The sequence below is a fragment of the Acidobacteriota bacterium genome (assembly GCA_026393675.1).
Lineage (GTDB): Bacteria > Acidobacteriota > Vicinamibacteria > Vicinamibacterales > JAKQTR01 > JBAXOX01.
In genome coordinates, this window is record JAPKZQ010000040.1 from 1 (window position 1) to 23,268 (window position 23,268).

28 protein-coding genes and 1 tRNA gene are annotated in these 23,268 nt (G+C 63.9%); 13 read left to right on the forward strand and 16 right to left on the reverse strand.

The window, feature by feature from the left end:
- Positions 1 to 337: 337 nt before the first annotated feature.
- Positions 338 to 1,378, reverse strand: a complete 1,041-nt coding sequence (locus NT151_09360; GenBank protein MCX6539123.1) for a glycosyltransferase family 4 protein — start codon at positions 1,376 to 1,378, stop codon at positions 338 to 340.
- A 320-nt stretch (positions 1,379 to 1,698) separates the two neighbouring features.
- On the opposite strand from NT151_09360, the gene NT151_09365 reads away from it, so the two are divergent.
- Complete coding sequence (locus NT151_09365; GenBank protein ID MCX6539124.1) at positions 1,699 to 2,691, forward strand: lysylphosphatidylglycerol synthase transmembrane domain-containing protein; 993 nt, start codon at positions 1,699 to 1,701, stop codon at positions 2,689 to 2,691.
- A 17-nt stretch (positions 2,692 to 2,708) separates the two neighbouring features.
- Here the strand turns inward: NT151_09365 and NT151_09370 are convergent, their stop codons facing one another.
- The gene (locus NT151_09370) at positions 2,709 to 3,665 is read right to left on the reverse strand and encodes a glycosyltransferase family 2 protein (GenBank protein ID MCX6539125.1); all 957 of its coding nucleotides are present in this window, start codon (positions 3,663 to 3,665) and stop codon (positions 2,709 to 2,711) included.
- 13 nt (positions 3,666 to 3,678) lie between these two features.
- Positions 3,679 to 4,278 carry a VTT domain-containing protein gene (locus tag NT151_09375; GenBank protein ID MCX6539126.1) on the reverse strand — a complete coding sequence of 200 codons (600 nt, stop codon included), beginning with the start codon at positions 4,276 to 4,278 and terminating at the stop codon, positions 3,679 to 3,681.
- Positions 4,279 to 4,410: 132 nt separating this feature from the next.
- Here NT151_09375 and NT151_09380 point away from each other — a divergent pair, with 132 nt between their 5' ends.
- Entirely contained in the window at positions 4,411 to 5,964 is a 1,554-nt protein-coding gene (locus NT151_09380; GenBank protein ID MCX6539127.1) for a hypothetical protein, read from the forward strand.
- Between the two features lie 96 nt (positions 5,965 to 6,060).
- Here the strand turns inward: NT151_09380 and NT151_09385 are convergent, their stop codons facing one another.
- From NT151_09385 to NT151_09395, 3 genes are all read right to left on the reverse strand, one after another.
- On the reverse strand, positions 6,061 to 6,756 hold the full coding sequence (locus tag NT151_09385; GenBank protein MCX6539128.1) for a hypothetical protein: 696 nt from the start codon (positions 6,754 to 6,756) through the stop codon (positions 6,061 to 6,063).
- 114 nt (positions 6,757 to 6,870) lie between these two features.
- On the reverse strand, positions 6,871 to 7,701 hold the full coding sequence (locus NT151_09390) for an inositol monophosphatase family protein (GenBank protein MCX6539129.1): 831 nt from the start codon (positions 7,699 to 7,701) through the stop codon (positions 6,871 to 6,873).
- Between the two features lie 8 nt (positions 7,702 to 7,709).
- The gene (locus NT151_09395; GenBank protein ID MCX6539130.1) at positions 7,710 to 8,159 is read right to left on the reverse strand and encodes an ATP-binding protein; all 450 of its coding nucleotides are present in this window, start codon (positions 8,157 to 8,159) and stop codon (positions 7,710 to 7,712) included.
- A 137-nt stretch (positions 8,160 to 8,296) separates the two neighbouring features.
- Here NT151_09395 and aroA point away from each other — a divergent pair, with 137 nt between their 5' ends.
- The 3 genes from aroA to NT151_09410 are packed head-to-tail and all read left to right on the forward strand — an operon-like array spanning position 8,297 to position 10,881.
- Entirely contained in the window at positions 8,297 to 9,604 is a 1,308-nt protein-coding gene (aroA, locus tag NT151_09400) for a 3-phosphoshikimate 1-carboxyvinyltransferase (protein ID MCX6539131.1), read from the forward strand.
- On the forward strand, positions 9,601 to 10,101 hold the full coding sequence (locus NT151_09405; protein ID MCX6539132.1) for a shikimate kinase: 501 nt from the start codon (positions 9,601 to 9,603) through the stop codon (positions 10,099 to 10,101). The genes aroA and NT151_09405 overlap by 4 nt, the downstream gene beginning before the upstream one ends.
- Positions 10,102 to 10,143: 42 nt before the next feature.
- Complete coding sequence (locus tag NT151_09410; protein MCX6539133.1) at positions 10,144 to 10,881, forward strand: metallophosphoesterase family protein; 738 nt, start codon at positions 10,144 to 10,146, stop codon at positions 10,879 to 10,881.
- A 5-nt stretch (positions 10,882 to 10,886) separates the two neighbouring features.
- Here the strand turns inward: NT151_09410 and NT151_09415 are convergent, their stop codons facing one another.
- From NT151_09415 to NT151_09460, 10 genes are all read right to left on the reverse strand, one after another.
- Positions 10,887 to 11,045 carry a hypothetical protein gene (locus NT151_09415; protein ID MCX6539134.1) on the reverse strand — a complete coding sequence of 53 codons (159 nt, stop codon included), beginning with the start codon at positions 11,043 to 11,045 and terminating at the stop codon, positions 10,887 to 10,889.
- Between the two features lie 10 nt (positions 11,046 to 11,055).
- The gene (locus tag NT151_09420) at positions 11,056 to 11,334 is read right to left on the reverse strand and encodes a CcmD family protein (protein MCX6539135.1); all 279 of its coding nucleotides are present in this window, start codon (positions 11,332 to 11,334) and stop codon (positions 11,056 to 11,058) included.
- A gap of 33 nt (positions 11,335 to 11,367) precedes the next feature.
- Entirely contained in the window at positions 11,368 to 12,027 is a 660-nt protein-coding gene (gene ccsA, locus NT151_09425) for a cytochrome c biogenesis protein CcsA (GenBank protein ID MCX6539136.1), read from the reverse strand.
- A complete protein-coding gene (locus NT151_09430) occupies positions 12,027 to 12,710 on the reverse strand; it encodes a heme exporter protein CcmB (GenBank protein ID MCX6539137.1) in 684 nt (227 codons plus the stop codon). Before NT151_09430 ends, ccsA begins: the two co-directional genes overlap by 1 nt.
- Positions 12,707 to 13,420 carry an ABC transporter ATP-binding protein gene (locus NT151_09435; protein MCX6539138.1) on the reverse strand — a complete coding sequence of 238 codons (714 nt, stop codon included), beginning with the start codon at positions 13,418 to 13,420 and terminating at the stop codon, positions 12,707 to 12,709. The genes NT151_09430 and NT151_09435 overlap by 4 nt, the downstream gene beginning before the upstream one ends.
- Positions 13,417 to 14,610, reverse strand: a complete 1,194-nt coding sequence (locus NT151_09440; protein ID MCX6539139.1) for a hypothetical protein — start codon at positions 14,608 to 14,610, stop codon at positions 13,417 to 13,419. Before NT151_09440 ends, NT151_09435 begins: the two co-directional genes overlap by 4 nt.
- 11 nt (positions 14,611 to 14,621) lie before the next feature.
- A complete protein-coding gene (locus NT151_09445) occupies positions 14,622 to 15,320 on the reverse strand; it encodes a hypothetical protein (GenBank protein ID MCX6539140.1) in 699 nt (232 codons plus the stop codon).
- A complete protein-coding gene (locus NT151_09450; GenBank protein ID MCX6539141.1) occupies positions 15,317 to 17,305 on the reverse strand; it encodes a heme lyase CcmF/NrfE family subunit in 1,989 nt (662 codons plus the stop codon). The genes NT151_09445 and NT151_09450 overlap by 4 nt, the downstream gene beginning before the upstream one ends.
- Before the next feature lie 119 nt (positions 17,306 to 17,424).
- A complete protein-coding gene (locus NT151_09455) occupies positions 17,425 to 17,841 on the reverse strand; it encodes a cytochrome c maturation protein CcmE (GenBank protein ID MCX6539142.1) in 417 nt (138 codons plus the stop codon).
- Positions 17,842 to 17,899: 58 nt separating this feature from the next.
- On the reverse strand, positions 17,900 to 18,487 hold the full coding sequence (locus tag NT151_09460) for a Maf family protein (GenBank protein ID MCX6539143.1): 588 nt from the start codon (positions 18,485 to 18,487) through the stop codon (positions 17,900 to 17,902).
- A gap of 158 nt (positions 18,488 to 18,645) precedes the next feature.
- Here NT151_09460 and NT151_09465 point away from each other — a divergent pair, with 158 nt between their 5' ends.
- The 8 genes from NT151_09465 (at position 18,646) to NT151_09500 (ending at position 23,250) form a co-directional block, all read left to right on the forward strand.
- Positions 18,646 to 18,975 (forward strand): DUF721 domain-containing protein, encoded by a 330-nt coding sequence (locus NT151_09465; protein MCX6539144.1) that lies wholly within the window; start codon positions 18,646 to 18,648, stop codon positions 18,973 to 18,975.
- Positions 18,976 to 19,032: 57 nt separating this feature from the next.
- Positions 19,033 to 19,878, forward strand: a complete 846-nt coding sequence (locus NT151_09470) for a 3-hydroxybutyryl-CoA dehydrogenase (protein MCX6539145.1) — start codon at positions 19,033 to 19,035, stop codon at positions 19,876 to 19,878.
- Between the two features lie 225 nt (positions 19,879 to 20,103).
- A complete protein-coding gene (gene recA, locus NT151_09475; protein MCX6539146.1) occupies positions 20,104 to 21,171 on the forward strand; it encodes a recombinase RecA in 1,068 nt (355 codons plus the stop codon).
- Positions 21,172 to 21,246: 75 nt separating this feature from the next.
- A tRNA-Phe gene (locus tag NT151_09480) sits at positions 21,247 to 21,322 on the forward strand.
- A 351-nt stretch (positions 21,323 to 21,673) separates the two neighbouring features.
- Positions 21,674 to 21,859: a ribbon-helix-helix protein, CopG family gene (locus tag NT151_09485; GenBank protein MCX6539147.1), complete on the forward strand. Its 186-nt coding sequence runs from the start codon at positions 21,674 to 21,676 to the stop codon at positions 21,857 to 21,859.
- Between the two features lie 80 nt (positions 21,860 to 21,939).
- Positions 21,940 to 22,269 carry a hypothetical protein gene (locus NT151_09490; protein ID MCX6539148.1) on the forward strand — a complete coding sequence of 110 codons (330 nt, stop codon included), beginning with the start codon at positions 21,940 to 21,942 and terminating at the stop codon, positions 22,267 to 22,269.
- Positions 22,266 to 22,532: a hypothetical protein gene (locus NT151_09495; protein MCX6539149.1), complete on the forward strand. Its 267-nt coding sequence runs from the start codon at positions 22,266 to 22,268 to the stop codon at positions 22,530 to 22,532. The genes NT151_09490 and NT151_09495 overlap by 4 nt, the downstream gene beginning before the upstream one ends.
- Positions 22,533 to 23,034: 502 nt before the next feature.
- Entirely contained in the window at positions 23,035 to 23,250 is a 216-nt protein-coding gene (locus NT151_09500; protein MCX6539150.1) for a hypothetical protein, read from the forward strand.
- Positions 23,251 to 23,268: the final 18 nt, after the last annotated feature.

Genomic DNA, 23,268 nt, shown 5'->3' on the forward strand with positions numbered 1-23,268 from the left:
GTCTAATACTTCGGCGGAGGAATCAACCCCTCCCGGTGCCTGGGAGCTCCCCTAATTCTCTAACGAGGCCTGCCTCAGACCGTGCGACGAGACCCTCCGCTCCAGACATGCTCGAAGGTCTGAGGCATGGCCTCGTTAGTCCTTCGATTCACAAGTTCGGTGACGAACTTGTTCCCTCAGGACTAAGTGCTGAGCGAGCGTTTTGACCGATAACCGTGCGGGGATACGCAACCGTAATTGTGAGTCGAAGCACTTAGCAGGCGCGGCTGATGGCGCGCGTGACCTTGCGCGCCAAGCGCGCTTCGAGCGTACTGCGATACGACATGGATACCTGAGTTTAGCGCAGGAGGAGTCGGTCGAGCGTGCGGGGCCAAGTGATCGCCGCGCCGGCTGTCGCCCCGGCCGACCCCATCTTTTCGGCAAGCGCCGGCGATTCGGCGAGTTGCACCATCGCATCGGCGATGGAGGCCGGAGTGGGATCGGTCAGAAGCCCCTCCTGCCGGTGGCGGACCAGTTCGGCCGGCCCTCCGCTATCCGTGCAGGTAATGACCGCCTTGCGGGAGGCGAACGCCTCGACGGTCACCAGGCCATAATCCTCCGACATGGTCGGGAACACCACGGCGCGGCATCTGGCGAGATAATCCACCAGTTGGGACGTGTTGATGGAACCGACCAGGCGCACGCGGTCCTCGACCCCGAGGTCGTGCGCCAACTGCTTGAGCCGCGGTCCGTCCTCCCCATCGCCGGCAATGGTGCACCTGAGATGTCGAGCCTGCGGCTCGGCACACGCCCTGATCACGAGATCCAGGCGCTTGAGCGGCGAGAGCCGGGAGACCGCGAAGAACTCCTCGCCGTATCCATCGCACCGGTAGGGTCTCTGCGGCGCCGGCGGATATAGCACCTCGGCCGGGATTCCACCGAAATGTTGGAGGCGCTGCTGGATCGTGGCCGAGATCGTATAGAGCTTCGTGACGTTCCTCGTCAGCAGGTAACGATCGACGGTGTGGATGATCCGTCGCCGGATCTTCTCCTTCAACAGCCCCTTCCACTTGAGCGGCACGATGAACCGGTCCCAGAGGTCGTAATACTCCCGCATCCTGTGGTTCAGCCAGCACACGTGCCTGGGATGCCGCACCGCGTAACTGGGATAGCGGAAGGAGATCACCTGATCGACCGGCGACTCATCGCACGCGACACCGACGTCGGTGAGCCACGTCGCCAGGTACGCGGCGCCCTGCCGTCCGAACCGATTCTGCGGTGTCCGGACCAGGTCGACCTCGTGCCCGGCTTCCCGAAGCGCGTCGACGAGCGATCGGGCAAGCACAACATGGCCGCCCTCGGCGAACAGGGGATTTGAGGTAATGACCGCGATCTTCATAATTGGTCAGCCGCCAGGGCGCTCGATCGCGCACCGCCGACGTTCGCGATTGTATGGGCTGGCGCCGGGGCCGTCAACGAAGCGGCGTTACATCAGGTTGAAAGCGTCATGCCGGCGAACGCCGGCATCCAGAGAGGTCCACGACTGGATTCCGGCTTTCGCCGGAATGACGAGATAAGTAGAAGGTAGTCGGCAGCCAGTAGACCGTAGGGGCGGGCCCCCGTGCCCGCCCGAATCACGAAGCGGCGTTGTCGGAGACTTCGCGGCCATGGTACGATGTCGCCTTTGCGGGTTGCCCGGCATCCCAACGGTCGCACCGTATGATCGACACGCCAGACAGCCCGCCGCCAAGCACCACCCGCCGCATCGCCACCCTGCTCGTCAAGATTGTCGTCAGCGCGGGTCTGATGGCGCTGCTGCTGGCGAAGACCGATCTCGCCAGCCTGTGGAGCCACTTCCGCAGCGCGTCGCTGCTGTGGCTTGGCGCGGCCCTGGCCTTGTACCTCGTGATGATTCTGATTAGCGCGTGGCGCTGGCACCTGCTGCTCGATGCCCAGCGATTGGTCATCGGTCGCGCGTGGCTCGTGGATTCGTACCTGGTCGCCACTTTCTTCAATAACTTCCTGCCGAGCAACATCGGCGGAGACGTGATTCGTATCCGCGACACATCCGGCCACGCGGGATCAAAGACCATCGCCACCACTGTCGTGCTCATGGATCGGGGCATCGGTCTTCTGGGCCTGTTCCTCGTGGCCGCGGTGGGCGCGTCGGCGGCCGCGGCGGCAGGCGGGCATGCCCCCGTCTGGGCGTCGCTGCTGTGGCTGGCGTTTGGCGGAGCGCTGGTGGTCGGTGCTGCCGCTGTCTTTTTGCCGAAGAGCGTCGGCATGCTGTTGAAACCGCTTCGGGTGATTCATCAGGAATGGGTCGGCGAACGCATCAACCGCCTGATTGGGACGCTGGAACGCTTTCGGACTCAGCCGCGCTCGCTCCTCTCGTGTTTCAGCGGCGCGATCCTGGTCCAAGCCGTCCTGGTGGCGTTCTACTTTGCCGTGGGCCGGAGCATGGGGATCGCCGTGCCCATCTCCGACCTGGCCGTCATCGTGCCGGTATCGTTCGTGGTCCAGATGCTGCCGGTCTCGCTCAACGGCCTCGGCGTGCGCGAGGCGACCTTCAAACTCTACTTCGCGCAGATCGGGCTGCCGGCGGCGTCGGCGCTCGCCGTGTCTCTGATGGGCGCAGCGCTGGTGATGATCTTCTCGCTGTCGGGCGCCGTGGCGTATTTGTTGCGCGGCTCCAAGCGGTCGCTCCGCTGAGATCCCCCGACATCCAACTACGACAGGTGCTCTCTGATTTCGCGAATGACGTAGGTCGGCTTGTCCTGGGATTCGTAGTACGTCCGCGCCTGCATTTCCGCCAGCATGCCCACGGTCACGAACTGGACACCAGCGAGCAGGAGCAGCACGCCAATCAGCAGTACGGCTCGATTCCCAACGGGCTGTCCGTCACACGCCGCCAGCCAGGCCACCCAACCGAGCATCGCCATACCAATGGCGCCCGAGGCCAGCCCGAGTGCGCCAAAGAATCTGATGGGTCTGCCGGCATGATTGAGGAAGAACTTCACCGTGAGCAGATCGAGCACGACAGGCACGATGCGCCCGAGACCGTACTTGGAGCGGCCGAACCGGCGCCGACGGTGATTGACGATGCGTTCGACAATGGTCGCGCCCCGTTCCGACGCGATCGCCGGCAACAGGCGGTGCATGCCACGGTAGAGCTTCAGCGGCTTGACGATGTCCGCCCGGAACGCCTTCAGTGAACACCCGTAATCGTGCAACCTCACGCCGGTCACGCGCGAGATGATCCAACTGGCCATCATCGACGGCACCCGGCGTGAGAAGAAGCGATCCTTGCGATCCTGACGCCAGCCGCAGGCGATGTCGGCGCCCTGCTCCACCATCGAAACCAGCGCCGGGATATCGTGCGGGTCGTTCTGCAGATCGCCGTCGCATGTCACGACGACCTGGCCGCGCGCAAGCGCGAAGCCCGCGGCAAACGCCGCCGTCTGGCCGAAGTTGCGACGGAACCGCACCACCCGCACCCGCGAATCCGCCGCCTGGATGGCGACCAGCCTCTCGAAGCTGTCGTCTGTGCTCCCATCGTCAATGGCCAGCACCTCGTACGGACGTCCCGATGCCCCAAGCGCGGCCGCGAGCTCGACGAACAACTCGGGAATGCTGGCCGACTCGTTGTGGATGGGGACGACGATGGAGAGGAAGGGCGCGGTCACGATCGGCTGTCGATTATACCTCGCCCGCTGCCCGCTGCCGATTCGACCAGTAGTAGAGCGCGAGGATCGCGGCAGCAACTGCGCCGGCAATGAGACCGACCTCACGCCCATGTGTGCGCAGATAACCCAACGCCGCCTCGCCGTAGTAGTACGCCAGAACGCCCTCGATCAGGTATCGGAGTCCACGGCCGATCGCGATTGAACTCGCCAGTTGGCGCACAGTCATGCCGGCCACGCCCGCCGACAGCACGAACAACTTCAGAGGCACCGGTGGCGGCAACATCGATGGCACGATGACCGCCGCCAGCCCATAGCGTCTGAACGCCGCAAGCGCTCGCTCGACCCTGGCCGTCTTGAAACGGCGTCGCAACAGCGCCTCGCCCCCTTTGCGACCGAGATAGTACACGGCGAGGCATCCGACCACGGAACCTGCCGTGGCCATCGCGACGTAGTACAGCAGCATCGAGGGCGTTCGCGTCACCATCCAGACAATCAGGATGTCGTTGACCTCTGGCAGCGAGACAAACGACGCGTCGGCGGCAGCAATGAGGAACAGGCCCGGCCCTCCGACACTCATGGCGAATGCTTGTGCCCAGGCAATCAATCGTGTCATCAGGTCGCCATCCGCCCGTGGTTCCGGCCAATTGGCATCACGTGTTCAAGTCGAATATGTGGTGTACAGTGGCTCGACTGGCGTTCTCCCGCCAGTCCGGGCAACACTCAAGAATATCAGGCGACCACGCGCGTGACCACTGTCGATCACACACACCTGCCAGGGAGCGCCAGCCCCGCCATTCCCGAAGCGCGACGTCCAGCTCGCATCACGCCTCGCCTGGTTGCCGTGTTGGCGTTGGGGATCGGTCTGGCCGCAGCGATCTACTACGCCCACGCAGGGTTGACGCTGGCCCATTTCGACGCGAAGGGCCACCTGGTGGTGACGCGCCGCATCATCGACAGCATTACGCCTGGATGGCTCCAGATAGGCGCGCTCTGGCTGCCGCTGCCCCACCTGATCAATCTGGTGCCGGTCCAGTTTGATTTCTTCTATCGCACGGGGGCATTTGCGGTCGCCGTCTCGATCGCCTCGTTCGGCCTCGCAACCTGGGCGATCGCGACGATGATTCTGACGGCTACCGGGTCCCGGACGGCTGCCGCGTTGGGAACGGCGGTGTTTGCGGCCAATCCCAACGTCCTGTACCTCCAGGCGACGCCGATGACCGAACCCCTTTTCTGGGGCCTCGCCTGCTGCTCGGTCGTACTCACGCGTGATGCGCTCGTGTCGGATAGCCCGATCGCCATTCGCCGGGCCGGCCTGGTCATCGCCGCCGCCGTCCTGACGCGGTACGAAGCGTGGCCGATCTGCGTGGCCCTGCTTGGCCTCGGCGCCCTGGCACTACTCAGACAAGGAACGCCCTGGCGACACGCGATCCAACGGGTGGCGAAGGTATCGGTCTATCCGGCCGTGGCGATCCTCGCGTTTCTGGTGTTGAGCCGCGCGACCATCGGTGAGTGGTTCGTGCGGTCGGGCTTTTTTGTTCCTGAACCGGAGACGTTGAACCAGCCAATGGACTCTGCGCTGGCGGTGTGGCGAGGGTTGAAGCAGTTGACCACCGAGCCGCTCATGTGGATTGGAATGGTTGGACTGGCCACCCCTCTCGTCGTCGCCATTCGCGATCGCCGCCGCGCGCTCGATCTACTGCCGCTATCGGTTGCGGCGGCAGGATTGCTGCCCTGGTTCGCGTTTTACCAGGGACACGTCTTCCGCGTCCGCTACATGACGGCGCTGCTTCCGGTTGTCGCCATCGGCGCCGGATTGCTGGTGGGCCGGCTGCATCGTCGCTGGTTGGTGGCCGGTGCGCTGCTCCTGCTTGCGGCCATCGGGCTCGGGCCACGTCCCTTTGATCGGTTGGCGGCGATGCCGCTCGAGGCCCAGTGGGACATGCGCCTGAGGGTCGGCCGTCAGCAGGTCACCGCCTATCTTTCGCGCGCGTGGGATGGCGAACCCATCATGGCCAGCATGGGTTCACTCGCCCACTACATGCACGAGCTCTCGGGGTCTGGCTTCCGGTTACGCGATTTTCTGCACGAGGGAAACGGGGACATCTGGCTGGAGGCGCTGGTCTATCCCGATCCGATTGTCGAATGGATCCTGATTGAGGAGAGCGCCAGGGGCGGCGACATGCTCGCCGCCCTGGCGCGAGAGCGACCGCAGTTTCTGGCGGGCTACGACAAGGTGGCCGAGGGCGGGGGCACGGCCCTCTACCGCCGTCGTCCCCTTAGTGCTTCGACTCGCAAGTAGGTTACTTATTCGTGCGAGCCGCTCCGGTGAAGAACGCTCGCTCAGCACTAAGTCCTGAGTGAACAAGTTCGTCGCCGAACGTGTGAATCGAAGGACTTAGAACCGAATCCGGAGCGTCCCCAGCACGTTGACGCCACCCAGATCGATCTTGTTGCTCAGGAAGTCGTTCGACAGGTTTCCCTGTCCCCATTGCGCCCGCACTTCGATGCCGGCATCGGCCCGCCCGGATACACGCGCCCGAATCCCAAATGTCGCCACAGGCCCAACTGACGTCCCGCTGCCGACATACGCCGCGCGATAGATGCTGTTGTCGGTGAAGTCGACGAACTCGCCGGTTTCGCTGTACCGCCAGACATACACGGCGAGGCCAACGCCCACGTATGGCTGGAACGCGCTGCGCGCCCCGAAGGGCAGGTACTTCAGCGTCGCCACCACGGGCACCACACGCAGTTTCATCTCCTGCGAGATCTCACTGCCGTCCGTGTTGACCCACGCGTCGTAGACCGCAGACACCGGGCGCTGGTAATAGCCGACGCCGATGCCGGCCTCGAGGTTGCCGCCCACGGTCACGAGCCATTCGCCACCGCCGGTGAAGCCCTTGAAGTCGTTGACGTTGAATAACAAGTACTGGCGGTTGGTCACCAGCACATCACCGGCAGTCCGCCCGTCCTCGGCCCGGGGCGTGAACACCCCGAGTTGGATATTCAGGCTCTGCTGGGCTCGCGCCAGCGATGCCTGCAGCAAGAGCACGGATACCGCCAAGAACGCCACGCCGGTCTTGTGTCGCAACATACAGCCCCCTGGGAAAACAGTTCAACCTGAAACCAGCACGTTTGATGCCAACCTCAGGGCCCTGGTTACACACGATCCGCCGTCGCCGGCGTCGGATGATGTCCTTGTGAGGTGTCAGGACGTCCGGTTAAGTGAACGATCGCGCCGGAATTCGGCAATCAGCTCGAGCATAGGTTGGAGCAGGGCCGGGTTGGCGGCCACCACGTGTCCGGCACGAGGGGCGAAACGAGATCCGTCCATGCCGCAGACGTGTCCGCCCGCTTCCTCCACGAGAAGGGCTCCTGCGGCCACGTCCCACGGGCGCAGGCTGGCCTCCCAAAAGCCGTCGAGACGTCCGGCCGCCACGTAACACATGTCGAGTGCGGCCGACCCGAGCCGCCGCACGGCGCGCGCGCGTGTGATGAAGGCGCTGAACAGGCCCAGGATGTTGCCGGGATCCTGATGGATGTCGTACGGAAACCCCGTGACCAGGACGGAGTCGACGAGCCGCTCGGCCTTCGCCACAGCCATGCGCGACCCGTTCAGGAACGCCCCGACGCCCCGTTCCGCCGTAAACAACTCGCGTCGCGTGGGGTCGTAGATGGCGGCAATATCGACGCGTCCGCGGATTTCGAGCGCGAGCGCCGCGCAGAAGATCGGCAATCCGTGCGCGTAGTTGGTCGTGCCGTCGATCGGATCGAAGATCCAGCAGTACTCGCTGGTGCCTGCCGTGGCATCCGGGCGTCCGCCAAATTCCTCGGCCAGGATGGCGTGCGACGGAAACCGCTCAGCAAGCACGGCACGGCACATCTGCTCGACCTCGATGTCCACCTCGGTCACCAGGTCGATCGGGCCTTTCATGTCGACGCGGAAGTCGCCGCCGAAGCGGCGCATCTGCAGTTCGCCGGCGCGCAGCACGATGTCGATCGCGGTGGCCAGGTATCGAGCCGTGTCGGGTGTCGCCATGAGGGTAGTCAGGAGTGCCCGGGCAGCTTCTTGGTCAGGCGCACTTCCATGCCGCCTTCATGCGCCCGTTCGATGCGCACGTCGTCCATGAAACTGCGCATGAAGAAAATGCCGCGCCCGCTGGATTTCAGGAGATTTTCGGGCGCGAGCGGGTCAGGCAACGCATCGGGATCGAAGCCGTCGCCCTGGTCGCGAATCGAAATCACCAACTCGTCTGGTTCGACCTCGGGGCGGGTCATGAACTCCACGAAGACCTGCTTCTGGAGGTCGTGCTTGTTGCCATGTTTGATGGCGTTGATGACGGACTCCCGCACCGCCACTTCCATCCACACGAGGGCATCATCCTCGAAATTGAGCAGGCGGGCAACCCTGTCGCTGACCACCTGAACCATGTCGAGCATCTCGAACGCGCTATTGAAGCGCAATCTGATCGTGGATCCCCTGGCGGGAAGTGTCATATCCGCACTCGGTCGTCAGTTCGTGCGCCAGCCGCCGATACCCTAACATAGTCCAACTTCGCTGCGGGCGCGACCGCGAATCTCGGATTGACGCGGGTCGGCGCCGCCCCTGGTTGCCCGGGTGCTATAGTGCGAAGGTGACTCCTGGCCACACCATCACCGTCAGGCCCGTGCGCCGCATCAGTGGCGTGGTCCGGGTCCCGGGCGACAAGTCGATCTCCCACCGGGCCCTGATTCTCGCGGCGCTGGCCGCGGGTCGATCCGAAATCGTGAACCTGGCTCCGGGCGACGACTGTCGCGCCACGCTGGACTGCCTGCGGCGCCTCGGCGTCGGCGCCTCAGCCGCAGCGTCACCCGATGACGGGAACAACTGCCGGTGGCTGATCGACGGCGTTGGCCTCTCCGGCCTCCGGCCCGCGTCTGATGGCCTTGACGCACAAAACTCTGGCACGACCGCGCGCATGCTGATGGGCGCCCTGGCGGCAAGCGCGTTCAGCACCAGGATCTCCGGAGACGGCTCGCTCCAACGCCGGCCCATGCGACGTGTCGTCGAGCCGCTTTCGCTGATGGGCGCGCACATCGAAACCAGCGACGGGCGGTTACCCGCGACTGTCACGGGCTCCCCGTTGCACGGCATCGACTACTCAGTGCCTGTCCCCAGCGCGCAGGTCAAGAGCGCGATCCTGCTGGCCGGCCTGTCGGCGAGCGGCGTCACCACTGTCCGCGAATCGATCACCACGCGCGACCACACAGAGCGCGCGCTCGGCGCATTTGGCGTCAGTGTTGAGGTTGGGCCCGGGATGGTGGCTATGACTGGAGGCCAGCGGCCATCGGCAGCGAGGATCAACGTGCCCGGCGATCCATCCTCCGCGGCCTTCTGGGCGGTGGCGGCCGCCGCGCTGCCCGGCTCGTCGATCGACATTCGGGATGTCGGCCTGAATCCCACGCGAATCGGATTCCTCCGGGTTCTCCAACGGTTCGGAGCGGCTGTCGCCACCATGGAGTCGTTGGAGGCTGACGCCGAAGCGAGAGGCACCATTCGCGTGTCGCATCGGACACTGGGCGACGTCGTGGTGGACGCATCGGAAGTCCCCGGCCTCATCGACGAACTGCCGGCGCTGGCGGCACTGGCCACGCACGGCGGACGATTCTCGGTGACGGGCGCGGCTGAATTGCGCGTCAAGGAAAGTGACAGGATCTCGGCGCTTGCGTGCGGGCTGCGGCTGATGGGTGCCGACATCGAAGAGACCCCCGATGGATTCCGCATCGACGGTGCGTCACGGCTTCGCGGCGGGGCCGTCGACGCGGTTGGCGATCACAGGCTGGCGATGGCGTTCGCGATTGCCGCGCTTGGTGCCACGGGGCCGACCACGATTGCCGGAGCCGACGCGGTCTCAGTCTCGTACCCTGGCTTTTTTGATGTCCTCGAGAGCATGTGTGCATGAGAGCCGACAAGGTCTATCTGGTCGGGTTCATGGGCGCCGGCAAGACGTCACTCGCCCGCGAATTGGCACGGCGGCTCGACTGGAAGGTCGAAGATGTCGACGATCGCATCGAGTCGCACGAACGGCGCACGGTCAGGGAGATCTTCGCCCAGAGCGGTGAGACGCATTTTCGGATGATTGAGCGTCTCGTGGTCCGGGATCTCCTGCCGCTGCGCCACGTCGTGGTCGCGACTGGCGGCGGCACGTTCGTCGATGCGGACAACCGGGCGGCGATCATGGCGGACGGGACGGTCTTCTGGCTGGACGTTCCGTTTCAGGTCCTGCTCGATCGCATCCCGCTCGACGGGAGCAGGCCGCTGGCCCCCAACCGGACGCAGATGGAACAGCTCTATCTGATGCGCCTCGCCGCATACGTGCAGGCGCACGTCAGACTGGACGGCGCGCGACAGTCAGTCGGAGAGTTGGCGGATGTCATCATCGAATGGCTTGGCGCGTAGGCCTCACCATTCGTCGACCATTCGGGATAGCGGCGGAGACAGATGCGATACCTGGTGCTGGCTGATATCCACGCGAATCTTTCCGCCCTCGAGGCCGTCCTGGTCGACGCGCAACTTCGAGGGTTTGATCAGATCCTGTTGCTGGGCGATCTGGTCGGGTACGGGGCGCAGCCCAATGAAGTGCTCGACCGACTTGCCAGCCTTCCAGTCGCTGCCGCGATTCGTGGCAACCACGACAAGGTCGCTGCGGGCCTGGACGATGCCGATGCGTTCAATGCCGTGGCGAAACAAGTTGCCGAATGGACGCAGCACGCGTTGACGCCACCCCATGCGATCTTCATCCGGGCGCTTCGGCAGGGACCGCTGAGCGTGACCGACTGGATTGAGATCTGCCACGGGTCGCCGTACGACGAGGACGCCTATGTGCTGGATACACTCGACGCCCTGAACGCCCTGCGGGCGACCCATCGCCCGCTCTGCCTGTTCGGCCACACCCACGCGCCAATGGCCTTCCTGTTTGCGGGCAACGAACTGCATTATCGGGAAACCGCCGCCGACTCCGTGTTGCAGGTGAGCCCCGGCTGGACCCACCTGGTGAATGTTGGGTCGGTGGGACAGCCCAGAGACGGGGACCCGAGGGCGGCCTACGGCATCGCTGATGACGATCGGAAGGAGGTCAGCTTCTTCAGGGTTCTGTATGATGTCGCGGCCGCCCAGCAGGCCATCAGGGAGGCGGAACTCCCAGACGCGCTCGCCAAGCGCCTGGCGCTGGGCCGGTAGCGACCCTACCCTGCGGCTTTGGCGGCCTTACGGGCGGCGTCGCCTTCGCGGCGTCTCATTTCGACGGCAAACGCGTCACGCGCGGCGCGCGAGCCGAGAATCCAGCCAATGACGATGCCGATGAGGATCGTCGCTGGAATATACAGAAAGTGACCGGCGCCCATCAGGCCTCTCTTACCGCGACGGTACGCGCTTCTGCAGATCCGCCAGTTCGCGTTCGATCTTCTTCATTCGCCGCCAGATCGACCACACGTAGACGAGCAGGGCCAGCCATACGAAGATGTACGCCCCGATCAGGAGGGGCGCCGCCGGTAGCTGCTCGGCCGGCGGCAGCGAACTGAGAGGCACGAAATCACCCCGCCCCGGCGCCGAAGGCGGGGGCTGGGTGGCGGCGAGAACAGAGCCCGCCGTCAACAGCATCGACACGATGGTGGTCATCACACGTCGCCTCATGGAGGTCGCCTCACACATCATCAGCCCGCTTCACTACTCGTCGATCGCCAGATAGATCTGTTCCACGGTTGCCCGTTGGTCTTCGAGGTGTTTCCGCAGGGTCAGCAGAAGCACATAGAGCAGCAGGAACGACGCCACGCAGAACCAGAACGGTCCCCGCATACCTGGCCCAAGCGTCATCACCACGTTGGTCGTCGGGTGGATGGTCCGCCAGAAGTTGACCGACACGTAGACGAACGGCACGTTGGCCATGCCAAAGATGGCCATCGCCGCCGACAGCTTCTCCGATCCGGATCCGCCGTATCGCCGGACCAGCAGATAGGCCACGAACATCATCCACAAAAGTAACGACGAGGTGAGCCGGGCATCCCACTGCCACCAGACGCCCCACGCCTTGCGGGCCCACATCGGCCCGGTCACCAGGACGATCAGCCCGAAGACAACAGCCAGTTCTCCGGCGGCGACTGCCAGCCGGTCGGCCGCCGCGGATCGCTTGAACAGAAACACCGCGCTCGCGATGCCGCAGATGAACGCCGAGAGAAACAGCATCATCGCGGACGGCACGTGGTAGTAGAAGACCCGCTGGATCAGGCCCATGGTCTGTTCGGGCGGTGCAGAAGCGACAAACAGCGGCGCGACGGCGAACAGGATCATCGCGAGAACAGTCAGCGGTGTATACGCTTTTGCCATCATTACTCCGTCATGAGCGGCTCAAAGGTCCACAACGCCAGGGTCACGAACACGGCGTCGAAAAATACCAGCAACGCGACCCAGAATCGCGCCATGGGCTCATCGGGAACGGTCTGAAGCAGTGCCACGGTTCCGCGCACTCCAGCGATGATGATCGGAATCGTGATGGGATACAAGAGTACCGGCAGCAGCACGTCCCGACTGCGCGCGCGGACGAGCATGGCGGCAAACAGGGTCCCGACAGACGCGAAGCCGAGCGTGCCGGCGACCAGCAGCAGCACCAGCCACAGCGGGCTCGCGCCGAAGGACGCATTGAAGAGCAGCCCGACCAGGGGAACCAGCACCATCTCGACCACGCCGAGCAGAATCAGGATGCCGAACAGTTTGCCGACGTAGATGGCGGGCCGGTCTGACGGCGCCAGCATCAGGGCGCGCAATGTCTCGGTCTGCCGTTCCCGCTCAAAGGTCCGTCCGAGCGCGAGCGTGCCGGCAAACGCGATGGCGATCCACAGGATGCCCGCGGCCGCGTCCTCCATGGGTTGTCCTTCCCGCACCAGCGCGAAGGCGAACACCAGGACGCACGAGGCCGCGAAAAACACGGTGGTGTAGAGGATTTCCCGGCTTCGGACCTCGACAGTGAGGTCCTTTCGCATCACGATCCAGGCGACTCGCAGAAACTGTCTCATCGTCGTGCCGCCGCAACCGCGTCGCGATAGCGTTCCCGCAGACTCGCAGACGAATCGTCGACCAGCAGCAGCCGGCCATCTCGCAGCACGGCGACGCGGTCGAACAGCCCTTCGGCCAAATCAAGATCGTGCGTGGCCACCAGGACGATGCGGCCGTCCTGACGGAGACCGCGGAGGCGGGCCACCAGGGTCTGTCCGGAGGCGTCGTCTAGGCCGGTGAACGGCTCGTCGAGCAACAGCAGCCGGGGCTCGTGCAGTAACGCGCGCTCCAGCGCGAGGCGTTGTCGCATCCCCCTCGAGAATCCCGACACCAGATCGTCGGCGCGCTCGCGAAGCCCCGCGCGACCGAGAGCGTCGCCGACCACGCCCGGCACGTTCGGACAGCCGTACAAGCGCGCAAAGAACTCGAGATTCTCGCGAGCGCTGAGTTCGGGATACAGGTACAGGTCGTGGCCAAGCAGCCCCAGCCGGGCTCGAAGCCATGGGCCCATCGCGCGCGATGTCGCCGATCCGTAATGGATTTCACCCGACGAAGCCGTCAACAGCGTGGACAGGATAGCGAGCAGCGTGGACTTGCCGGCGCCGTTGGGCCCCAGCAGGCCGACAATTTCTCCGGCGCGACACGTCAGGTTGACACGATTCAGCGCGCGACGACGGCCGAAGTTTCGCGAGACGTCTTCGACGACCAGGTGATCGAAATCGAACGTCACGCCACCAGTCCCTCGCCGGGCGCGCCAGTATGTTGATCCAACTCCCCGTACACTCGTTCGAGTTGATCGAACAGATCGCTTCGTCTGCTGGCGTACCGGGTGGCATCAACCGCCCCGGTCCGCTGTTGTTTCTCGAGTCGGACCAGGTCCGCCATCAACTTGGTGCGCCGCTGTTCCAATTCCGCCTTGCGTGCCAGATCTCCCGTGCGCGCCGTCGCTGTCGCCGCTCCCCAGATGCCACCAATCAACACGAGGACAGCCAGGGCGATGGCCACGAACCGTCCCGCGTGGTTTCGCGAAGGCACCCCGGCAAGCGCCACGCTCAGTGGCTTTCCCGACTCCAACATGGCGCCCGTGCCCAGGATGAAGTTGTGCGTGTCGCCCGGCACGTCGTTGGTTGACGCGAACTGCGGGGATGTCATCGACAATCCGGGAAGCTTGGTCGCAATCACCTGCACCCTGGCCCAGGTGACAGGCAGTACTTGAGCAATCACCCGCTCGGAGCCTGCCGGCGGAAGCCCGAAGGCAATCTGGACCGGCGTCGAGCCTGGCGCGAACGGACCGGCAATCGACACGCGGCGCCCGCGCAACGTCGCCTGCGTCGACGAGCCTTCGAGCAAGGTCGGCTGCTCGGCGCCCTCAGGCAAGTCGAAGGCGATCGCCGATTTCGGAGACACGGGCGCGGCGCCGGCATTCACGATGTCGAAGATGTAGAACACCGTCAATGCATCGTCATCGAATTCTATCTGGATCCGGCTGTCGCCGCCCAGAATGGCTTCTCCGGCGATCGGTGCGATCTGGCCCCCTCCCGCCGCGCCGCCGCCGTCGGCCCCGGCTGCCAGAATGAGACGAATCCCACCCGACGCCGGCACCTGAAAGGGCTGCGATTCGAGGCGACGTCCGTCAATGACCGCCGAGGCACGAGCCGTCGCCCCTGGCGCGAGGCCATCGAACTGCGCGTGCCCGTTGGCATTCGTCCTGGCGGTCTGTGTCTTGTCGCCCACCTGCAGTTCGACCGCATGGCTCACGATGTTGTCGGTCAGCGCCCCACGCACGAGACGCACTACAACGGTGCCAACCTGTACGTCGCCGACCGGCATGGGGATGCCCGACATCTGGCGAGCGTCCGGCATCTGCGCCCAGATGGACGTCGTCGCGACCACCAGCATTCCCACGAACAGGCCCAACATGCGACGGGCCGTCATACGTCCCCCGCGATCCGGGTCCCGCACGATTTACAGAACCTGGCATCCTTGTCACTGACCGTCGAACAGTCGGGACAGGTTCCTATTGGCGCAGGCACCGTGGCCGGCCGATCACCCGCCTCGGTTGTCCCGATCGTGCCCGAAGGCGCGGGGGCCGAAGTTGGCGACGACAACAGGGCGGCCAGATCGCGTTCAATCAGCGCCCGGTAGCCGCCTCCCCCCTCGAGCTGGCGGATCAGGCCCACGGCGCGTGTTCGCAGTCTTGGAACGATCTCGCTGTAGTCGGCCTCAGAAATCTTTCGCATCGCGCGATCGAATTCGACTTCCTTGATCGACCGCAGGACCAACATCTTCTCGCGCTCGAGCGCCGCGCGCGTCCGGCCAGCCAGCATTTCGGTTGCCTCGCCGGCGTCAGCGGCCACCAGCGGCCCGAGCGTCCTCACCAGGCCCGCGGCCACCAGGCCCGCTGTGAGGATGGTGACGATCACCGCGACGGTCTGGACCGTTCCGCCGTCGCGCGTCACCACGGCGCCCGCCGCGGCCGACATCAGTACTCCGAGCACGAGGAGGTGCCACGGTCGCACTCCTCCGACCTGTGGAGGGGCGGGTGTGGACTGCGGAGCGGGAGCGGCCTGGACTCCCGCCCGCTGGTTGCCGCCGGGTTGCCCGGCTGTCGTCGCGGTCTTACGTTTCATATCGTCGCGGCTCCGGCCGGTGCTCGTCCAATCGCAAACTCAAATGCCCGCTCCGGCAGCAGCGCAATGCCAGTGCCCAGCACAAGGATGCCAAAGCCCATCCAGATCCAGCTCACCAACGGATTGATGACGACCTGGAGACTCATGGACTGGTCCTTTAACTCGTACGCCGGCATCACCAGATACAGGTCCTCGGCGATGGCCCGACGAATGGCGACATCGGTTGTCGGCTGTTCTTCATGCTTGCGGTAGAACCACCGGGCCGGATACAGCGTGCCCACGGATTTTCCGTCTTCGGACACCGCCACCTGACCGGTCACCATCTGCTTCTGGCCGTCGTCCGTCACTTTGACGCCCATGTTCCGGACCGTGTAGTGACCCAGCGTGGCCTCTTCGCCCTGCTTCAGCAGGACCTGGGCGTCCATCTTGAAGCCTTCCCCGGCAAACCCGAGGAACATCAGCACAATCCCGAGGTGCACGATGTAGCCGCCATACCGGCGGCGTTCGCGCATCACGAGGCCAATGGTCGCCGTCAACAGATCCGTCCCGGTCGCGTTTTTGCGCACCCGCGCACCGCGCACGAATTCCTGCGTGATGGTCGCCGTCACGAAGGCGGCCAGCGCGAAACAGATGCCCGACGACCACACGCGAACGCCAAGCGCCACCAGCGTGCCCGAGACGAGGATGCCGAAGAGCACCGGCCACACAAACGACTCGCGCAAGTTCGAGAGCGTGGAACGGCGCCAGGCCAGCAACGGTGCGACGCCGGTCAGGGCGAGCAGCACCAGGCCGAGCGGCATCATCCACTTGTTGAAGAACAGCGGGCCAACCGTGAGGCGATTGCCCGTCAGCGCCTCGCTCATCGTCGGGAACATCGTGCCGAAGAGGACCAACACCGCGGCGATCAGCAAAATCCAGTTGTTCGCCACAAACGCGGCCTCCCGCGAGATCCACGAGTCCATGTCGTAGCGCGGCCGCAGCATCGGCAGCCGGTGGATGACCCAGCCGAAACTGAACAGCAGAATCGCGACCATGAAGATCGAGAACATCCAGGCGAGGGCCCGGTCCTCTCCAAACGCGTGCACCGACTGCACCACGCCGGACCGCGTCATGAAGGTGCCGAAAATCGTGAGGAAAAAGGTGGTGATCACCAGCGTGACATTCCACACTTTCAGCATGCCGCGGCGCTCCTGCACGATCACCGAGTGCAGAAAGGCCGACGCCGTGAGCCACGGCAGAAGACCGGCGTTTTCAACCGGGTCCCAGCCCCAGTAGCCGCCCCACCCGAGCACTTCGTAGGCCCAGATCATCCCCAGCGTCAGACCGAGCGACAAGAACAGCCAACTCACCATCGTCCACCGGCGGACGGCTCGCAGCCACGAATCATCGAGATGTCCCGTGATGAGCGCCGCCATGCCGAACGCGTACGGAATCGTCATCCCCACGAAGCCGATATACAGGCTCGGTGGATGCACGACCATGTAGATGTTCTGCAGCAATGGATTCAACCCCTGCCCGTCGGCCGGCGTCTGCACCAGGAACGTGTCGAACGGGTTCTTGTGGACGACCATGAGGAACAGAAAGAACATCTGCACGCCGGAGATGATCGCCACCACGTACGGGATGAGTTCCCGATGCCGATCGCGGTTCACGTACACCGCGAGCGCGCCGAAGACGGCCAGCAGGAATACCCAGAACATGATCGAGCCGTCGAGGCCGCCCCAGTACGACGTGATCTTGTAGAACAGCGGCTGCACGCGGTCCGAGTAGTGCTGGACGTACTTGATCTTGTAGTCGTTGGTGACAAACGCGTGCGCAAGGACGGCAGAGGCAACCGTCATGGTCGCCGCGATCAGATAGAAGGCCCCCACACCGCTTTCAACGAGTCGGCGGGACCCGCGACGCGCGCCAGAGAGTGATGCGGCGACGGCGTACGCGCAGATGACAAATGTCGCAAACAACAGGAAGGATCCGAGGGATGCCATATTTCGCTCTCACCTACCAGGGGGCCGGCAGCAGGCCTCCCCCACCGGGGGCCTGCCGACGCGTAGGTTGTTAAAGAGGACCGTTCGGGGGAACGCAAGAGGAGCGCGAGGCGCGAACGTTACATGCCCGGGCTGCCCAACCCCTTCTTCGGCTCGTACTTCGAAGGACATTTGGCCATGACGCCGTTCGGGGTCACATGGAAACCATCCGCCTCCAGGCGACCTTTAAGGACCACTTCCGAATCGTCCTTGAACGTGTCGGGCACGATTCCGATATAGGTGGCGTCGACGACGGCGCCTTTGCTTTGAACCTTGAACTTGTATTCAAGGGAGTCGCGTTTGCGCAGGATGGAGCTCTTGACCACGAACCCGTGGATCTGCAGGTTCTTCCCCTGCCACTGGGTGGGGTTCACCATCACTTCTTCCACGTGCTTGTAGTATTCGGTGCCCTCGTTCAAGGTCGAATAGAGGAGGCCGGCCAGGGCCAGAACCAGGACCACGCTCGTTATACCGATTTTGACGGCTTTCTGTTTCATAGGCAGAGCGTTCACCACACTCCTGTCCCATCAGAATACCGCCCGGAGCGCCGACCGGTCAAACGCCAGAAACAGCCGTCGCACCCCCGGTCAGGCCCAGTTCGCGCAACAGGCCGTACAGGGTCGATACCGGCAGACCCATGACATTGCTGTAGGACCCCTCCACCTCCACCACAAACCTCGATGCGATACCCTGAATGGCATACGCGCCAGCCTTGTCCCTGGGCTCACCGGTGGCCACGTAGGCCAGGATCTCGTCGTCTCGGAGTGTCGCAAACGTCACCGTGGAACGCTCGACGGCCTGCCGCATACGCGACGCGTAGCACACGCAAAGACCGGTGAGCACCTCGTGGCTCCGGCCCGACAATCGGCGCAACATGGCGGCGGCCGCTTCGTCGTTCTCGGGCTTGCCGAGAATCAACTCCTCGATGACGACGACGGTATCAGCCGCGACCACGCCGCGCTGCGGGTACAGATGGGCAACCGCCGACGCCTTGGACAGTGCCAACCGCCGAACGTGGTCGTCTGGGCGCTCGCCGGGCAGCACGCGCTCGTCCACATCCGCCGGGACGGTATCAAACGCGAACCCGGCGGCGGTGAGCAGGTCGGCGCGGCGGGGAGAGGCGGACGCCAGCACAAGTCGCACACGCGGATGTTACACTAGGCGGTCCTCGCGCTTCGACTCGCGATGACGGTTGCGTATCTTGCGAGACGATCCGGTCGCCGGTGCTCGCTCAGCACTAAGTCCTGAGGGAGTAAACTCGTCGCCGAGTTTATGAATCGAGTGACGTAGGCTTCGACGTCATGGAACCTGTTCAGCACCTCGTCTCGTCCGCCATTGCCCGCATCGTGCGTCCGGCTCCGCTCACGATTGAGAAGGTCATGTTCGCCTGGCGCGTCTCGGTGGGCCCAGCCCTGGCGCGTCTCACGCGTGTGACGCTCAGCCAGAACGGCGTGATGGACGTGGTCGTCGAAGACGGTCGCTGGGTGAAAGAGCTGGAACGCTTGTCACCCACGATCCTGGAACGGCTGCGCGACCTCCTCGGACAAGACGAGGTTCGTCGCATCGAGTTGACCTGTCCCGCCAGCCCCCGATCGGATCGTCGCCGCCCCCGGAGCACGCGCAGTTTATAGAGGCAATCCGGACGCGCATCATCACGGCAGCATCATTATTCTTCAGGGGGAATCGCCATGATCAGCACGGTAGGAGTCGTTGGTGCCGGCACGATGGGTAATGGAATCGCACAGACGTTTGCGCAGTGCGGGTTCCAGGTCATCCTCCAGGACGTGGTTGAACCAGCGCTTCAGAAGGCGCGAGCCACCATCGAGAAGAGCCTCGCGAAGTTCGTGGAGAAAGGCAAGCTGTCGGCGTCCGACAGGGATGCGACGCTGGCACGTCTCACGACCACAACCGACCTGAACGCCATGAGTCAGGCAGACTTCATCGTGGAAGCCGCCACCGAACGCATTGATCTGAAGCTGAAGCTGTTCGGCGAGCTTGATCGCATCAGTCGCGCCGGCGTCATTCTCGGCTCGAATACGTCCTCGATTTCAATCACGATGTTGGGAGCGGCCACCAAGCGACCGGATCTCGTGCTGGGCATGCACTTCATGAATCCGGTCCCACTGATGACGCTGGTTGAGTTGATCAAAGGCCAGGCGACGTCGGCCGACGCGATGGCGGCCGCGACCGCGTTGTGCCAGCGGCTGGGCAAGACCCCGGTCGAAGCGGCCGACTACCCCGGCTTCATCGCCAACCGCATCCTGATGCCCATGATCAACGAGGCCATCTTCGCGTTGATGGAGGGCGTGGGCACACCAGAGGCGATCGACACGGTGATGAAACTGGGCATGAATCATCCGATGGGCCCTCTGACACTGGCGGACTTCATCGGTCTCGATGTGTGCCTGGCCATCATGGAGGTGTTGCACAATGGGCTGGGCGACCCCAAGTACCGGCCGTGTCCGCTGCTGCGCCGGATGGTGATGGCGGGACAGCTGGGCCGGAAGAGCGGAAGAGGTTTCTACACTTATTAGCGTGCTGCCAACGCGGCGGAATGGCGACGGCAGAAACTGCAATCGGCAGCCGCTCAGAAGTACGCAAATTCTGCGCCATGTGATGGCGCAGGCGAAAGTCTCAATAGCCGTAACTTACTGATTATCAAGGCCTCCGCGTTATCTGCGGCGTCATCTTCGCTTGACATAGCGATGGCACGTTTCTAGAATAGGATCCTTCTGTTACATCGCCACCAAGGAGTGTTCATGGCTGTCGACGAACGCAACGAGAGAACCAAGGCCCTGGAAGTCGCCCTCACGCAGATCGAGAAGCAGTTCGGTAAAGGCTCGATCATGCGGCTTGGCCAGAAGGGCGCCATTCTGCCTATTGACGCGATTTCCACCGGAGCGGTCAGCCTCGATTATGCCCTCGGCGTCGGTGGCGTACCCCGCGGCCGCGTGACTGAAATCTACGGGCCGGAGTCGTCGGGGAAGACGACCCTCGCGCTTCAGGTGATTGCGCAGGCACAAAAACTCGGCGGGATGGCGGCCTTCGTCGATGCCGAGCACGCCCTCGACGCAGCCTATGCGCAGAAACTCGGCGTCGTACTCGACAACCTCCTGGTGTCCCAGCCGGACCACGGCGAGCAGGCGCTCGAAATCGTCGAGGTGCTGGTTCGATCGGGCGGCGTGGATGTCGTGGTGGTCGACTCGGTGGCCGCGTTGGTGCCTCGCGCCGAGATCGAGGGTGAGATGGGCGAGGCGCAGATGGGCCTGCAGGCGCGACTGATGTCGCAAGCACTGCGCAAGCTCACCGGCGTCGTCTCCAAATCGGGAACGTGCCTGATCTTCATCAACCAGTTACGCGAAAAGATCGGCGTCATGTTCGGCAATCCCGAAACCACCACCGGCGGGCGTGCGCTCAAGTTCTACGCCTCCGTGCGCCTCGACATCCGGCGCATCGCCAGCATCAAGGAAGGCGAAGCCGTCATCGGTGGACGGGTGCGCGTCAAGGTCGTCAAGAACAAGGTGGCGCCGCCGTTCCGCGAGGCGGAATTCGACATTCTGTACGGCGAGGGGATCTCACGTGAAGGCGACCTGCTCGACCTCGCCGTCGAGCACAAGATCGTCGAGAAGAGCGGCACCTGGTTCTCCTATGCCAATGAACGACTCGGCCAGGGCCGCGAAAACGCGAAGCAGTTCCTCCGTGAGAATCCGGACCTCTGCAAGAAGCTCGAAGATCGGGTACGCAAGGAACTCGGCTTGGTGAGAGATGCGGACGCGCCGGCCGAACCGGTGGCTGAGAAGGAGAAACCGCCGGCGCCGCGTAAATAGCGCAGCGCGCGTCGTCGTTGTCGTGGTCGGATCCGCGTGCTATATTGAAAAGCCCGCGAGGGCCAGACCTCACGTGCCGAGGTAGCTCAGTTGGTAGAGCACTGCACTGAAAATGCAGGGGTCCCCAGTTCAAGTCTGGGCCTCGGCACCACGTAAAGCCAACAAACACAGCGGCTTAGACATTCGGGACAACCGAAGGTCTGTGCGGCGATATTCCCAGTGGTGCCCTGGGTGGTGCTCGGTAGGTCGAAAGTGCCGCTCTACCGCTGTGGCGGCTTCGAGTGCGAATCCAAGTTCAACTTGATGTTGTCAGCCGCCCGCACGGCCGGCGAGTTCGACGTAGATCGAAGTCGTCCGGCAACATCGCTGAGATTCTAACCCGCAGGTCCACTCGGACCTATCCCCCACCATCTCTGACCGTCCCTTTACTCAAGAAGTCGCGTGGAAATCTCCCGCGATGTCGCTTGACTCGTGTAACGTAGTTGCTTTACAGTGGCTCGTGATGGCGGACCGAGTACTGCTCAACTTCCGAATCGATCACGAGCTGGCCGAGGGCTTGAAGGCGGTGGCCGTCCGCGACGGCGTGCCGCAGTCTGAGCAGGTGCGGCGAGCGATTCGGCGGTGGTTGGAAGATCGGAAAGCGATCAAGGCGGAGCGTCCACGGCCGGCAAGCCGCAAACGCTCCTAAACCGTCACCCTGCGTAACCAGGCCGACGATCTGCTGGCTATTCTACCAGCGACCCGCCGGCCTCCGATCCTGGAGGCAGTATGGCAACATCCCGCAAGCGGAAACCTCAACAGTCCCCCGTAGACACACATGAACGCTTCGTGCAGGCTAGGCGCCAGCTTCAGCGAGACGCGCAAGCCCTTGTCGCCGACTTCTTCGCGTCGTTCGACTTCTTGGGCGCGATTGCTGAGAGACAGGACTGTGAGCAGTTGGCCAAGAAACACGCCGCGGCCGAATTACGGATCTCGGAGAGCGGCGATGCGGCCCTGACGAAACAACTGGCCGAAGAGAAAGCGATGTACGCGATCGGCGTGGCAGTTGGTCAGCGGCTGGAGGCCCGCGCGTTCGACACGACTGGCGGTGTCCGATGAGCGCGCCACACACGCCGACCGTTGAAGAACGACTATGCGAAGTGGAGTCGACGCTTGCACTGCTGCTGTTGACGACGCGCGCCCTGTCGTCGTGTGACGAGCTCTGCCTCGACGACAACGACAAATCCGCCGCGTGGGCGAAACTGGACGACCTCACGATAGATGCCCTGGCCAACACGCGCGCAGTCAAACACGCGTTGCCGTTCGCCAGCTCGAACCTTCGCGCGCCCGATGCAGAGAAACGATCGGCGGTGCCGTCATGACGCGCAACGTGCTGTTCGTCAGTGAGCTCATGGAGGCCTTGGGTTGTAGTCGCCGCACCATCGAGCGATGGCGGCGGGCGGGGCGATTCCCGATTCCAGAAGTGTTGCCGCGGCTGGGACGTCGGCCGCGATTCCGTCGAGCGGATGTCGAGGCGTACGTCGACGGCACGTCACGACGACGGCCGGCGGCACAAGGGACAGTACGAAGATGCGACCAGGCTCCAGCGGATCGGCGGGGGAAATTGTCTTTGTGCACCGTACAACGCCGTTGGACGTTCGGACATCCCGATCCTGTAGCGCATGCCGAGGCACAGCCGTTGCGAATGAGCCGCCCCGCTACGGCGGCCCAGTGTCCGTGAGACGGTTGCGGACTATCCGTCCACGAACTATAGTCCACACAAATCACAGCCCCCACGGACAATCAGCGGCATTCTCAGAAGAGCGTTCGACGATCGGAACGGGAACGCCGTAGACGAGCTGCCGCAGGCTCGGAGACCTACCCATGACTCGACGCGACCAATGGATCGTCGTCGCCCTTGTGTTGGTCGTCGCCCTGCTGTACCTGGCGTTCCCGCGCTACGAGTGGCGCCAGGCGACCAATGGGCGCATGACTCGCGTTGACCGCTGGACTGGCCAGGCCGACTTCATGGTACCGGGGGCGGACGGCCAATATGTCCCATACGTGCGTCCGCTGGCACCGACGGAGCCCGTAAAATGACCACCAAACCCACGCTCG

Coding starts and splice junctions, on each gene's coding strand:
- NT151_09450 (MCX6539141.1), bottom strand. CDS start 17,305: ATGGCATCCCTCGGATCCTTCCTGTTGTTTGCGACATTTGTCATCTGC.
- NT151_09495 (MCX6539149.1), top strand. CDS start 22,266: ATGAGCGCGCCACACACGCCGACCGTTGAAGAACGACTATGCGAAGTG.
- recA (MCX6539146.1), top strand. CDS start 20,104: ATGGCTGTCGACGAACGCAACGAGAGAACCAAGGCCCTGGAAGTCGCC.
- NT151_09440 (MCX6539139.1), bottom strand. CDS start 14,610: ATGTTGGGCCTGTTCGTGGGAATGCTGGTGGTCGCGACGACGTCCATC.
- NT151_09465 (MCX6539144.1), top strand. CDS start 18,646: ATGGAACCTGTTCAGCACCTCGTCTCGTCCGCCATTGCCCGCATCGTG.
- NT151_09385 (MCX6539128.1), bottom strand. CDS start 6,756: ATGTTGCGACACAAGACCGGCGTGGCGTTCTTGGCGGTATCCGTGCTC.
- NT151_09415 (MCX6539134.1), bottom strand. CDS start 11,045: ATGGGCGCCGGTCACTTTCTGTATATTCCAGCGACGATCCTCATCGGC.
- NT151_09405 (MCX6539132.1), top strand. CDS start 9,601: ATGAGAGCCGACAAGGTCTATCTGGTCGGGTTCATGGGCGCCGGCAAG.
- NT151_09445 (MCX6539140.1), bottom strand. CDS start 15,320: ATGAAACGTAAGACCGCGACGACAGCCGGGCAACCCGGCGGCAACCAG.
- NT151_09420 (MCX6539135.1), bottom strand. CDS start 11,334: ATGAGGCGACGTGTGATGACCACCATCGTGTCGATGCTGTTGACGGCG.
- NT151_09375 (MCX6539126.1), bottom strand. CDS start 4,278: ATGACACGATTGATTGCCTGGGCACAAGCATTCGCCATGAGTGTCGGA.
- NT151_09365 (MCX6539124.1), top strand. CDS start 1,699: ATGATCGACACGCCAGACAGCCCGCCGCCAAGCACCACCCGCCGCATC.
- NT151_09410 (MCX6539133.1), top strand. CDS start 10,144: ATGCGATACCTGGTGCTGGCTGATATCCACGCGAATCTTTCCGCCCTC.
- NT151_09500 (MCX6539150.1), top strand. CDS start 23,035: ATGACTCGACGCGACCAATGGATCGTCGTCGCCCTTGTGTTGGTCGTC.
- NT151_09430 (MCX6539137.1), bottom strand. CDS start 12,710: ATGAGACAGTTTCTGCGAGTCGCCTGGATCGTGATGCGAAAGGACCTC.
- NT151_09360 (MCX6539123.1), bottom strand. CDS start 1,378: ATGAAGATCGCGGTCATTACCTCAAATCCCCTGTTCGCCGAGGGCGGC.
- NT151_09395 (MCX6539130.1), bottom strand. CDS start 8,159: ATGACACTTCCCGCCAGGGGATCCACGATCAGATTGCGCTTCAATAGC.
- NT151_09470 (MCX6539145.1), top strand. CDS start 19,033: ATGATCAGCACGGTAGGAGTCGTTGGTGCCGGCACGATGGGTAATGGA.
- NT151_09455 (MCX6539142.1), bottom strand. CDS start 17,841: ATGAAACAGAAAGCCGTCAAAATCGGTATAACGAGCGTGGTCCTGGTT.
- NT151_09490 (MCX6539148.1), top strand. CDS start 21,940: ATGGCAACATCCCGCAAGCGGAAACCTCAACAGTCCCCCGTAGACACA.
- NT151_09485 (MCX6539147.1), top strand. CDS start 21,674: ATGGCGGACCGAGTACTGCTCAACTTCCGAATCGATCACGAGCTGGCC.
- ccsA (MCX6539136.1), bottom strand. CDS start 12,027: ATGATGGCAAAAGCGTATACACCGCTGACTGTTCTCGCGATGATCCTG.
- NT151_09390 (MCX6539129.1), bottom strand. CDS start 7,701: ATGGCGACACCCGACACGGCTCGATACCTGGCCACCGCGATCGACATC.